General features: G+C 35.3%; 11 protein-coding genes. 7 read left to right on the top strand and 4 right to left on the bottom strand.

Annotation, left to right across the window (positions count from 1 at the left end; genetic code table 11):
- Window positions 1-59 precede the first annotated feature (59 nt).
- From acpP to GYM76_RS00645, 6 genes are all read left to right on the top strand, one after another.
- Window positions 60-293, top strand: a complete 234-nt coding sequence (gene acpP / locus GYM76_RS00620; RefSeq protein WP_065561838.1) for an acyl carrier protein — start codon at window positions 60-62, stop codon at window positions 291-293.
- Window positions 294-446: 153 nt separating this feature from the next.
- Window positions 447-1691 (top strand): beta-ketoacyl-ACP synthase II, encoded by a 1245-nt coding sequence (gene fabF / locus GYM76_RS00625; protein ID WP_255561358.1) that lies wholly within the window; start codon window positions 447-449, stop codon window positions 1689-1691.
- Between the two features lie 230 nt (window positions 1692-1921).
- On the top strand, window positions 1922-3013 hold the full coding sequence (locus GYM76_RS00630; RefSeq protein WP_220225548.1) for a glycerol dehydrogenase: 1092 nt from the start codon (window positions 1922-1924) through the stop codon (window positions 3011-3013).
- A 165-nt stretch (window positions 3014-3178) separates the two neighbouring features.
- Window positions 3179-6658, top strand: a complete 3480-nt coding sequence (gene dnaE, locus GYM76_RS00635; RefSeq protein WP_220225549.1) for a DNA polymerase III subunit alpha — start codon at window positions 3179-3181, stop codon at window positions 6656-6658.
- A gap of 219 nt (window positions 6659-6877) precedes the next feature.
- Window positions 6878-7837 (top strand): acetyl-CoA carboxylase carboxyl transferase subunit alpha, encoded by a 960-nt coding sequence (gene accA / locus GYM76_RS00640; protein ID WP_220225550.1) that lies wholly within the window; start codon window positions 6878-6880, stop codon window positions 7835-7837.
- 18 nt (window positions 7838-7855) lie between these two features.
- Window positions 7856-8227 carry a diacylglycerol kinase gene (locus GYM76_RS00645; RefSeq protein WP_220226188.1) on the top strand — a complete coding sequence of 124 codons (372 nt, stop codon included), beginning with the start codon at window positions 7856-7858 and terminating at the stop codon, window positions 8225-8227.
- Between the two features lie 70 nt (window positions 8228-8297).
- On the opposite strand, the gene GYM76_RS00650 is transcribed toward GYM76_RS00645, so the two are convergent.
- Genes GYM76_RS00650 through metK form a run of 4 tightly spaced genes read right to left on the bottom strand, consistent with a single transcriptional unit; the run spans window position 8298 to window position 11404 of the window.
- Entirely contained in the window at window positions 8298-9140 is an 843-nt protein-coding gene (locus GYM76_RS00650) for a 23S rRNA (adenine(2030)-N(6))-methyltransferase RlmJ (RefSeq protein WP_065735195.1), read from the bottom strand.
- Window positions 9134-9751 (bottom strand): hypothetical protein, encoded by a 618-nt coding sequence (locus GYM76_RS00655; RefSeq protein ID WP_220225551.1) that lies wholly within the window; start codon window positions 9749-9751, stop codon window positions 9134-9136. Before GYM76_RS00655 ends, GYM76_RS00650 begins: the two co-directional genes overlap by 7 nt.
- Before the next feature lie 14 nt (window positions 9752-9765).
- On the bottom strand, window positions 9766-10269 hold the full coding sequence (locus GYM76_RS00660; protein WP_220225552.1) for a SprT family zinc-dependent metalloprotease: 504 nt from the start codon (window positions 10267-10269) through the stop codon (window positions 9766-9768).
- Window positions 10253-11404, bottom strand: a complete 1152-nt coding sequence (metK, locus tag GYM76_RS00665; protein WP_220225553.1) for a methionine adenosyltransferase — start codon at window positions 11402-11404, stop codon at window positions 10253-10255. The genes GYM76_RS00660 and metK overlap by 17 nt, the downstream gene beginning before the upstream one ends.
- 205 nt (window positions 11405-11609) lie before the next feature.
- Here metK and murI point away from each other — a divergent pair, with 205 nt between their 5' ends.
- Window positions 11610-12437 (top strand): glutamate racemase, encoded by an 828-nt coding sequence (murI, locus tag GYM76_RS00670; protein WP_220225554.1) that lies wholly within the window; start codon window positions 11610-11612, stop codon window positions 12435-12437.
- Window positions 12438-12608: the final 171 nt, after the last annotated feature.

A 12608-nucleotide genomic window follows, 5' to 3' on the forward strand; every position in this document is an offset into this window, starting at 1 on the left:
CATTTTATAAACTTACATTCACCGCCACTTTCGGCGATATTTATAGGAAAAAAAAGAGTATGAGCACTATTGAAGAGCGAGTTAAGAAAATTATTGTTGAGCAACTTGGTGTTAAAGAGGATGAAGTTAGAAATGAATCTTCTTTCGTTGAAGATCTTGGCGCTGACTCTCTTGATACAGTTGAATTAGTTATGGCTTTAGAAGAAGAATTTGATACTGAAATTCCTGATGAAGAAGCTGAAAAAATTACAACTGTACAATCAGCAATTGATTATATTACTGCAAATCAATAAGGTTAGCAGAGTTTTCATAATAGGCGGTCAAATGATCGCCTAGTTTGTATTTGTATCTCTATTTTTATAGAGTGGATTCCAATTTAATTTTGAAAACTCATAAAAAATTTTCAATGATTCAAATTTCATTTCAATCCTTTTCTGGAGGACAATGTGTCTAAACGCAGAGTTGTTGTTACTGGAATGGGCATGATATCTCCAGTAGGTAATACAGTTGAATCCACATGGCAAGCTTTATTAGCCGGTCAAAGTGGTGTAGAACTTATAGAACACTTTGATACAGCCCCTTTCGCAACGCGCTTCGCAGCGATGGTTAAAAACTTTGATGGCGAAGATTATAATATTTCACGTAAAGATGCTCGTAAAATGGATTATTTCATCCAATACGGTATTGCAGCAGGTATGCAGGCAATGCAAGATGCGGGTATTGAAATTACGGAAGAAAATGCAGAGCGAATCGGTTGTGCTATCGGTTCAGGTATTGGTGGACTAGGATTAATTGAAGAAAATCATAGTGCATTAGTTAATGGTGGACCACGTAAAATTAGTCCTTTCTTTGTACCATCGACTATAGTAAATATGATCGCTGGTCACTTATCAATTATTTATGGATTAAAAGGTCCAAGTATTACTATTGCTACCGCTTGTTCTTCTGGCGTACATAATATTGGTCATGCAGCGCGTATGATTGCATATGGTGATGCCGATGCGATGTTAGCTGGTGGTGGTGAAAAAGCGAGCACTCCTCTTGGTATCGGTGGCTTTGGGGCTGCGCGTGCATTGTCAACTAATAATGACAACCCAAAAGCTGCAAGTCGACCATGGGATAAAGATCGTGATGGTTTTGTGCTTGGTGACGGTGCAGGTATCATGTTCCTAGAAGAATATGAACATGCTAAAAAGCGTGGTGCTAAGATTTATGCTGAAGTAGTTGGCTTTGGTATGAGTGGTGATGCTTATCATATGACTTCACCTCCAGCAGATGGTAGCGGAGCGGCATTAGCTATGAAATGCGCGATTCGTGATGCAGGAATAACACCTGAACATATTGGTTATATTAATGCGCATGGTACATCAACTCCTGCTGGCGACAAAGCTGAGACTCAAGCAGTTAAAAGCATTTTTAAAGAAAATGCCAACAAAGTAATGGTAAGTTCAACTAAATCAATGATTGGGCACTTATTAGGTGCAGCTGGTGCGGTTGAGTCTATTTTTACTGTACTTGCATTACGCGATCAGGCTGTTCCTCCAACAATTAATTTAGATAATCCTGATGAGGGATGTGATCTTGATTATGTTCCACACACAGCTCGTCAAGTGAAAAACTTAGAATATGCTCTTTGTAATTCATTTGGCTTTGGTGGTACTAACGGTTCAGTCTTATTCAAGAAGATTTAATCTCCATTTTTCCCATCACGATTTGGTGATGGGAAGCAACTATTTCCTTTTTTCATTTTCAATAATACATTTCACAATAAAAAATGTGGCATACACCTCATTTTTTAAAATATTTAGTAGTATATTAATAATAAAAGCGTATGTTTTAATCTAAAAATATAGATAGAAATATTTCTTAAAATAATAAGATTTATCTATGCAGGATTTTTTATTTTTTAGGAGCTGTTATTATGATTACTACTGCACTTTTTCCAAATCGTTACATTCAAGGTTTTAATGCAATTGAAAATAGCCTAGGCCAAGAGTTAGCAAGGCTTGGAAAAAAAGCATTATTACTTGAAAGTCCATCTGCACATAAAAATTTATCTAAAACTATCGAAAAATCACTATCAGGTAATATTGAAAGTATCGTAGATATTTTTAATCGAGAATGTAGCGATGAAGAGATTGCAAGGATAATTGAGTTAGCTAAATCTCAAAATATTGATGTGATTGTGGGTATAGGTGGCGGGAAGGTTATTGATACAGCGAAAGCGGTTGCAGCAACGATTAACTACCCTTGTGTTGTGGTCCCTACGCTTGCCTCTACAGATGCGCCTTGTAGCGCTTTATCAGTAATTTATACACCAACTGGTGAATTTAAAAGATATTTTGTGTTACCCAGAAATCCTGATGTAGTATTAGTTGATTCAAAAGTTATCGCTAATGCGCCTGTAAGATTTTTAGTTGCCGGTATGGGAGATGCTTTAGCAACTTGGTTTGAGGCCGAAGATTGTAGACAATCAAAAGCTGGGAATATGAGTGGACGATCAGGTCCAATGACTGCATTTGCGTTAGCAAAATTTTGTTTTGAGATTTTACTTAAGTATGGTGTTCAGGCTAAAAATTCTTGTGAACAAAAAGTCGTAACTCCAGCTCTAGAACATGTAATTGAAGCTAATACACTTCTTTCCGGATTGGGATTTGAAAGTGGTGGGCTTTCAGCTGCCCATGCCATTCATAATGGATTTACAGCATTAGAAGCAACGCATAATTATTGGCATGGTGAAAAAGTAGCATTTGGTACGCTTGCTATGTTAATGCTAATCGATAGCGATCCTGAAATGATCGAGACTGTTTATCATTTTTGTGAGTCGGTTGGATTGCCAACTACGCTAGCAGAAATTGGATTAGCTAATGTTAGCGATGATGATTTAATGCAAGTGGCAATTTTAGCTTGTGCTGAAGGTGAATCAATTCATAATTCTCCTGCAGAAATTTCTCCAGAAACAGTATTTGCTGCAATAAAAGCAGCTAATGCTGAAGGTTTACGGCGCAAATAACTTTTTATAATTTTTAAGACTAATTTGATTAACTTCCGTTCTTTATAACGGAAGTTTTATTTATTGTTTTATTAGTCGATTTTTTGATAAATAAAGCAATAAGAATATTCGTCTGGTTTGTGCTATAATTGTGGCTAATTTTTTGTGTAATTACTTTTGGTAAATATGACCGAACCTAAGTTTATTCATCTTCATTTGCATAGCGATTTTTCAATGGTTGATGGTATCGCTAAAGTAGGTGCTTTAGTCAATGAAGTAAGTAAATTGCAAATGCCTGCTTTTGCAATTACTGATTTTACCAATCTCTGTGGACTAGTTAAGTTCTATGGATCAGCCATGGGAAAAGGCATTAAACCCATTATTGGTGCTGACTTAGCAATTAAAAGTTCACAGCTAAGTGATGATATTTATCGATTAACAATATTAGCCGCTAACAATACAGGCTATCAAAATCTTACCTTATTAATTTCAAAAGCTTATCAGCGAGGCTATATTGGTGATATGCCTGTTGTTGATCAAGAATGGCTAACTATCCATCGAGAAGGTTTAATCATATTAGCTGGCCGTGAAAGTGATATTGGTATTGGTGTTATTCGCGATAATCAAGCGATTATTGATGAGGCGATCACTTACTATTTAGAAAATTTTAATCAACATTTCTATTTTGAATTAGTCCGTACAAATCGCGCCAATGAAGAGTTATTTATTCATAGCGCAATTAAACTCGCTGAGCAATATTCCTTACCGGTTGTGGCGACTAATGATGTGCGCTTCTTATCATCTTCTGATTTTGAAGCGCATGAAATTCGAGTAGCTATCCACGATGGTAATACACTTGAAGATCCAAGTAGGCCGAAAAACTATTCATCCGAGCAATACTTACGATCGGAACAAGAAATGTGCAAATTGTTTTCCGATATTCCAGAGGCATTGGAAAATAGTGTTGAAATAGCTAAACGATGTAATGTGACTATTCGACTCGGCGAATATTTTTTACCACAGTTTCCTACGGGTGATATGTCAACCGAAGATTTTTTGGTGCATAAATCACGTGAAGGTTTAGAAGAGCGGCTTGAGTTTCTTTTTCCTGATCCAGAAGTTCGAAAACAGCGACGCCCTGAGTATGATGAGCGGTTAGAAACTGAATTAAACGTAATAAACCAAATGGGCTTTCCTGGGTACTTTTTGATCGTCATGGAGTTTATTCAATGGTCAAAAGATAATGATATTCCTGTTGGCCCAGGACGTGGTTCAGGAGCCGGTTCTTTAGTTGCTTATGCTCTAAAGATAACTGATTTAGATCCATTAGCATTTGACCTACTTTTTGAACGTTTTCTAAATCCAGAACGGGTTTCAATGCCGGATTTCGATGTTGATTTTTGTATGGAAAAGCGTGATATGGTTATTGATCACGTTGCTGATATGTATGGTCGCGATGCAGTATCTCAAATTATTACATTTGGTACAATGGCTGCTAAAGCAGTTATTCGCGATGTAGGACGAGTTCTTGGTCATCCTTATGGATTTGTTGATCGTATTTCAAAATTAATTCCACTTGATCCGGGTATGACATTAGCTAAAGCATTTGAAGTTGAGCCTCAACTTCAAGAGCTTTATGATAACAACGAAGAAGTTAAGTCTCTCATTGATATCGCCAGACAATTAGAAGGGGTAACTCGAAATGCAGGTAAACATGCCGGTGGTGTAGTAATATCTCCGACTAAGATTACCGATTTTTCTCCTATTTATTGCGATCCCGAAGGTCATCACCCAGTAACACAATTTGATAAAAATGACGTTGAATACGCAGGGCTTGTTAAATTTGACTTTTTAGGGTTACGGACCTTAACCATTATTGATTGGGCTATTAAAATGATTAATGAGCGCCGATTAAAAGATGGAAAACCACCAGTTGATATTACTCGTATACCACTTGATGATGAAGAATCGTTCCAATTATTATTAAAAGCTGAGACAACAGCTGTATTCCAATTGGAATCGCGTGGAATGAAAGACTTGATCAGACGTTTAAAACCTGACTGTTTTGAAGATATGATCGCTTTAGTTGCTCTATTTCGACCAGGCCCGTTGCAATCAGGCATGGTAGATAATTTTATTGACCGTAAACATGGTCGGGAGGAAGTATCATATCCTGATATAAATCATCAGCATGAATCACTTAAACCAATCTTAGAACCGACCTATGGTATCATCCTATATCAAGAACAAGTCATGCAGATTGCTCAGACGCTATCTGGTTATACACTTGGTGGCGCCGATTTGCTTCGAAGAGCAATGGGTAAGAAAAAACCAGAAGAGATGGCTAAACAGCGTTCGGTCTTCAAAGAAGGCGCTGAGAAACAAGGCGTTGATGGTGAACTTTCCATGCATATCTTTGATTTGGTTGAGAAGTTTGCCGGATATGGTTTTAATAAATCTCACTCAGCTGCTTATGCACTTGTTTCATATCAAACATTATGGTTGAAAACGCATTACCCAGCCGAATTTATGGCAGCCGTAATGACTGCTGATATGGATAATACAGATAAAATTGTGGGTCTTGTTGATGAGTGTTTAAGAATGGGGCTGCAAGTAAATCCTCCTGATATTAACAGTGGTCTTTATCATTTCCATGTAAATGATAAAGGCGAAATTGTATATGGTATTGGTGCAATAAAAGGTGTTGGTGAGGGCCCAATTGAGGCTATTGTCGAAGCACGTAATAGTGGTGGTTATTTTAAAAATATCTTTGAGCTTTGTGCTCGAACAGATATGAAGAAAATCAATCGGCGCGTGTTAGAGAAACTAACTATGGCTGGAGCTTTTGATAAATTAGGTCCTCATAGAGCGGCTATTTTGCATAGTATCAATGACGCCATGCAAGCAGCAGATCAGTATGCTAGAGCTCAAACCATTGGGCAAGAAGATATGTTTGGTGTATTAGCTGAGGAGCCAGAACAAGTTGAAAATGCTTATGCTGCTGTTCCTGAATTACCCGAACAAGTATTACTTGATGGTGAACGTGAAGCTTTAGGGTTATATTTAACAGGTCATCCAGTTACGCAATATTTAAAAGAACTTAATCGATACTCTGGAGGCGTCAGAATAAGTGAAGCAGCTCCGACAGGATGGGGAAAAATGGCAACTTTTGCCGGTATTGTTATGGATGCGAGGGTTCGAATAACTAAAAAAGGTAATAAGATTGGATTGTTTACTTTAGATGATAGATCAGGTCGAATTGATGGTTTGCTTTTTTCTGATGCATTAGAAAAGTTTGGTCATTTATTAGTAAAAGATAAAATTTTAATCGTTTCAGGTCAAGTAAGCCATGATGATTTCAATGGCGGATTTAAAATGTCGGTTCGCGATATTGTCGACTTAAAAGATGCTAGGGCTAAGTATGTTAAAGGATTATCCGTAACCTTATCTGATGTTGAAGTTAACCGTCCAATTCTACAACGATTACAACAAATTATAGAACCTTATCGACATGGTAGTGTCCCGATTAATCTCTATTATCATAGAGAAGATTCTGTGGTACGTCTTCAATTTGGTACAACTTGGCGGATTGTACCTGAAGATGCGCTAATAATAGAGTTGAAAACTTTATTAGGAAATGAGCGAGTGGACTTTGAGTTTGATTAATTAAAAAACAGATTTTTTATTTAATGGTTGCAGTTAACCTATTAAAAGCTAGCTGTGCCATTTGGAATGTTGATGTTCATTAATAATAAATATTGGTGACTTCAATGATTATTACATAGTAAAATTGACTTAATTTTATTTTAATAAATAGTCAGTATACTAAATTTAGTAATGTATTTTAACTAAATACAATTAATACAAGAGGCAATCATAAGCGTTATGAATAATTTTTTGGAATTTGAAAAGCCGATAGCGGAATTAGAAGCAAAAATTAATTCCTTAAAGAATATTGATTCGCAACAAGTTGAATTGGATATCAATTTAGATAAAGAAATTAAACAGTTGAATCAAAAAAGTCGTGAATTGACTAAAAAGATATTTTCAAATTTATCACCTTGGGATGTCGCTCAATTAGCCCGACATCCTAATCGCCCTTATACATTAGATTATATTAATGAAATTTTTACCGACTTTGATGAGCTGGCCGGTGATAGAGCTTACGCAGATGACAAAGCAATTGTTGGTGGAATAGCTCGTATTGATGAACGACCTGTTATGGTTATTGGTCACCAAAAAGGTCGTGAAACTAAACAAAAAATTTATCGTAATTTTGGTATGCCTGCTCCTGAAGGTTATCGTAAAGCATTGAGATTAATGCAAATGGCTGAGCGATTTAAATTACCTATCATTACCTTTATTGATACACCAGGTGCTTATCCCGGTATCGGTGCAGAGGAAAGGGGGCAAGCTGAAGCGATTGCTCGTAATTTACGTGAAATGTCTCGTTTAAATGTACCAACAATTTGTACTGTTATTGGTGAAGGTGGTTCTGGCGGAGCACTTGCAATAGGTGTGGCCGATAAAGTTAATATGCTCCAATATAGCACTTATTCTGTTATTTCTCCTGAAGGTTGTGCGTCTATTCTTTGGAAGAGTGCAGATAAAGCGCCAGTGGCAGCTGAAGCAATGAATATGACTGCAGATAAATTGATAAAACTAAAACTTATTGATGCAGTTATCCCTGAACCTTTAGGTGGCGCTCATCGGGATTATAGTGCTGTTGCAGCCTCACTTAAAAAGCAATTACTATCTGATCTTGATGAATTAGGTAGTTTGGAGTTGCCTGTGCTTCTTGAAAGAAGATTCCAGCGTCTGATGAATTATGGTTATGTAAGATAATTTTAAATTTGGGAAGTTATTGTGAAAAAAGCAACAGGACTACAACGTATTATCAATGCGACGAAGTACTCATTAAAGGGATTTAAATCAGCTATTATAAATGAAGCAGCGTTCCGACAAGAATTAATTTTGTTAATTCTTGCTTATATAATTGTAATGCTTATTGATTTTTCTATTTATGAGCGAATTTTATTAGTTGGTTCAATAGGCTTTGTGATGATAGTTGAACTGATTAATAGTGCCATTGAATGTGTGGTTGATAGAATTGGAAGTGAGCGACATGAATTATCTGGTCGAGCAAAAGATTATGGCTCCGCGGCTGTTTTTCTTTCATTACTTTTGACTTTAATTTTATGGATTTATCTCTTTGCTTGCCATTTCTTCCCTTAATAGAAATTTTTAAAATTTTAATAAAAAAATGCGAGAAAATCTCGCATTTTTAACTTAAAAATAGCTTAAATTATTCACTAACAAGTTCTTTGATAAGATAATTTCCTGTTTTCTCTGTATCAAGAATGTTTTTTAGCCAAGGCATAATTGTTTGCATTTGCTCGTTTAACTTCCAAGGTGGATTAATCACAATCATACCTGAAGCTGTCATTCCCTTCTGATTATTATCGGGTTTTACTGCCAATTCGAATTGTGAAATTCTTTTAATACCTGAATTAATAATTTGCTCAATCATCTTTTGTGTTTGAGTTCTAGAGACAACTGGATACCAAATTAAATAAACCCCGGTTGCAAAACGTTTATATGCTTCAATTAATGCTTTTGGGATTTTTTGATAATCATCTTTTATCTCATATGATGGATCTATCAAAATAATACCTCGCCGTGATTCAGGGGGTAATTTTGATTTTAGTTGTGCAAATCCATCTTCTTTAAATACTTTAGCTCGCTTATCTTTACTAAATTCTTGTCTTAATAAGGAATAGTCAGTTGGGTGAAGTTCAGTAAGATTAAGTTTGTCTTGCTCTCTTAGTAATTGCTTAGCAATTAAAGGTGAGCCTAGATAATATTTTAAATTATCGAAAGGATTATAACGCTTCAGGACAGATAAATAGGTGTTAAGTAGTTCTGGCGTATCAGATTGTTGCCAAATTAAATTGATTCCTGATAAAAACTCTCCAGTTTTTTCAGCATGTTCACTTTGCAGTAAATAGCGACCAGCACCAGAATGTGTATCTAAATATAAAAAAGGTTTTTCTTTTTCTTTCAATGCATTAATACATAACGTCAATACAATGTGTTTTAACACATCGGCATGATTTCCTGCGTGATAGCTATGACGATAGCTTAACATGGCTTGTTTAACCTCTTTTGTTCATTTTTCTGCATATAAAAAGTTATTAATGCAAGACTTAAAAGACAAGGTATTTCCATTAACTCTTCAATAAGATCTTTTCTTTCGCTACTTAGGACTAAAAATTGATGACCAATACGATGATGTTCAGCAATATCAGCAATTCCTAAAAAGAGGAAAGCAAAAAAGATGTGCCAAACAGGAATTTTTTCATATTTATAACGACGAACTATCTCTTGACGGATTGTCGGTAAAAATATTGTTAAAAAAGGTATTCCAATTAAGATACCAGCAATTATTTTATAGTAGAAACGGGGTACCTCAGGGAAAAAGTCCCGCCCCCAGCTGATTCCCCTGCCAAAAAGCATAAACCACCAGAAAATTGTCCAAACCCAAAATTTGTATAGATTTACATGATTCTTGACCTTTTTAGCATAATAATATGTGTAACAGCACATAAATAATAAGAACAGTGATTGTAGATGTTCGACCAAGCTAACTGTCAATTTTCCATACAAAGGAATGAAAAAGTTACCTGCTATATATAAACAAAAGCTTAAAATCACAATAATCATGGAACTTTTGTAAAAATGTGTATCAAAATTAGGCATGATTTATTTCAACATTAAATAGATATTTTAAGTCTTAGTATAGTACCGCATTTACGGCATTGATAACTAGTTTTATTCTTTCGAATTTTGTTATGTCGTATTGGCGATAAATAATGTTCTTGGCAATTACAAATATAGACATATTCGTTACGTTTAATATTAAAATTATGAGTAACTTTAGGTTCCTTTTTCATTATTTCGGACATGACATATTGCCATTCTTGTCCATGTGGTTTTACTTTTCCAAATTTTTGAAAGGTAATGAGATGTGCTAATTCATGAGGAACAACTTCATTAATAAATTTTTCTCCATTCTCATTGAGCATTATGCTATTGAGTTGAATTTCCCAACGAGTTAAAAATGCGCATCCAGCAACACTACCTTTAGGTTTATAACTGACTTTGGGCTCTTTATAATGAGTATTTAATATATTATTGGCTTGAGTTAAGTGAGTTCTTAAACAAGCCAACACTTGATTATGGAGATAAATTGGAATTCGTTTATAATCCTGCTGCATCTCTAAGAATGGCTGCTTTATCTGTTTTTTCCCATGGGAATATATCTCGACCAAAATGGCCGTAAGTTGCAGTTTTTTGATAGATTGGTTGGATGAGATCTAGCATTTGAATTAATCCGTATGGTCTTAAATCAAAAAATTCTTTAATTAACGATATGATTTTATTATGCTCAATTTTTTCAGTACCGAAAGTATTGACATAAATCGATGTCGGGTTAGCAACACCAATTGCATAAGAAACTTGTAGCTCGCATTTATCAGCAAGTCCCGCTGCAACAATATTTTTAGCAACATATCTTGCTGCGTAGGCAGCGGAACGGTCTACTTTTGAAGGATCTTTTCCAGAGAACGCACCACCACCATGACGTGCTGCACCGCCATAGGTATCAACAATAATTTTTCGGCCAGTTAAACCACAATCTCCCATAGGACCACCAATTACAAAACGTCCTGTAGGATTGATAAAGTATTTCGTTCTTGAAGTTAGCCATTCTGTTGGTAATGTTGGTTTAATGATTTCTTCCATGACTGCTTCATGTAAAGCTTTTTGTTCAATACCTTCTGAATGCTGGGTTGATAAAACCACAGTATCAACACCTTGGATTTTTCCATTTTGATAAATTAAAGTAACTTGGCTTTTTGCATCAGGTCTTAACCAAGGGAGGGTACCATTTTTTCTCACTTCAGCTTGGCGTTGCATAAGGTCATGGGCATAACTAATCGCTGCAGGCATTAAATTAGGCATTTCGTTTGTAGCATAACCAAACATGATACCTTGGTCACCAGCACCTTGTTCCAATGGATTCTGCCGATCAACACCTTGATTAATATCTGGTGATTGTTTACCAATAGCATTTAGAACAGCACAAGAATTAGCATCAAACCCCATTTCTGAGCTGGTATAACCAATATCATTAATCGTTTTTCTAGTTAATTCTTCAATATCTACCCAAGCAGAAGTTGTAATTTCTCCGCCAACTAATGCCATACCAGTCTTTACGTAAGTTTCACAAGCCACTCGAGCTTTAGGATCTTGCTCTAAGATAGCATCTAAAACTGAATCAGATATTTGATCGGCTATTTTATCAGGATGACCTTCTGATACAGATTCTGAAGTAAATAAAAATTCTGACATGTGTTACCTTCTTTAACTTATTTAGAGCAATGCTCTAAATATAATCGTATGAAATACTTATGTTTGGCAGTTTTACCATCTAGACGTCTATTTTAATGATTTATTCTGTAAAAAGCCAGTACTACCTTAAACAAAATTGCTTGCATAAAATTTTAATCAATTTAGGATATGGCTCGATTAATTTTTTAACCTTCGTTAACTGCATATGAATATTGTAAAAAAAACTCCAACAGTATTAGTTTTTGATTCGGGTATCGGTGGGTTATCTATTTATAATGAAATTTACAATAAAATACCTTATTTACAGTATATCTATGCCTTTGATAATGAGATGTTTCCTTATGGTGACAAATCCTCTGAATTTTTAATTAAACGAGTAAGTCATATAATAGATACAATTATAGAATCATATTCAATTGATTTAGCCGTCATTGCATGTAATACCGCAAGTACTATTTGTTTACCTAGTTTACGCTCAAAGTTTTCTTTTCCTATTGTCGGTGTCGTACCTGCAATTAAACCTGCAAGCATAATTACTAAAAATAAATGTATTGGGTTATTAGCGACGAAAGCTACAATTCAAAGAGCATATACAAGTAATTTAATTAAAGAGTTTGCTCCTGATTGTAATGTTAAATTACTTGGTTTATCTGAATTAGCTTATATAGCAGAGAATAAATTACAAGGCATTGCTGTTGATATGCAGCAACTTGAGATGCTAATGCAACCATGGCTCAATCTACCAGTCATTCCTGATACAATTGTGCTTGGTTGTACTCATTATCCATTTATTAAAGATGAACTTAAACTACTTTTCCCTAATACGACTTTTATTGATTCGGGAAATGCGATCGCTTCTCGAGTTTATTCATTACTTAATGAGCGATTTGATCTAAAGAATGTTACAGCACAATCTTCAACAGACAATATTGTCTTGAGCACATTATGTAACCAACAAGTTAAAAAATTGATGGAAAAATTATCTAAATATAATCTTGATAAATATCAGAGAATTAGTGTATTAGATGATTAAAGCTTATTCGAACGATTAATAAATTGCTGTTTTTCACTTGCCAAAAAAAAAGAAGTGCCTATAATGCGCATCCACTGACACGGCGTCAGCGAAAGCAGACGATAATGAAGTTGGTGAACAAGATCAAATTTTTAAAAAAAAGATCTTGACGAATAAAAAGGTGTAGCGTAG

Source organism: Gilliamella sp. ESL0443, from assembly GCF_019469165.1.
GTDB classification, from domain to species: domain Bacteria; phylum Pseudomonadota; class Gammaproteobacteria; order Enterobacterales; family Orbaceae; genus Gilliamella; species Gilliamella apicola_E.

Bases quoted from the DNA above. Each gene is read 5' to 3' on its own strand.
- acpP (WP_065561838.1), top strand. From the start codon at position 60: ATGAGCACTATTGAAGAGCGAGTTAAGAAAATTATTGTTGAGCAACTT.
- GYM76_RS00630 (WP_220225548.1), top strand. From the start codon at position 1,922: ATGATTACTACTGCACTTTTTCCAAATCGTTACATTCAAGGTTTTAAT.
- dnaE (WP_220225549.1), top strand. From the start codon at position 3,179: ATGACCGAACCTAAGTTTATTCATCTTCATTTGCATAGCGATTTTTCA.
- accA (WP_220225550.1), top strand. From the start codon at position 6,878: ATGAATAATTTTTTGGAATTTGAAAAGCCGATAGCGGAATTAGAAGCA.
- GYM76_RS00650 (WP_065735195.1), bottom strand. From the start codon at position 9,140: ATGTTAAGCTATCGTCATAGCTATCACGCAGGAAATCATGCCGATGTG.
- GYM76_RS00655 (WP_220225551.1), bottom strand. From the start codon at position 9,751: ATGCCTAATTTTGATACACATTTTTACAAAAGTTCCATGATTATTGTG.
- GYM76_RS00660 (WP_220225552.1), bottom strand. From the start codon at position 10,269: ATGCAGCAGGATTATAAACGAATTCCAATTTATCTCCATAATCAAGTG.
- metK (WP_220225553.1), bottom strand. From the start codon at position 11,404: ATGTCAGAATTTTTATTTACTTCAGAATCTGTATCAGAAGGTCATCCT.
- murI (WP_220225554.1), top strand. From the start codon at position 11,610: ATGAATATTGTAAAAAAAACTCCAACAGTATTAGTTTTTGATTCGGGT.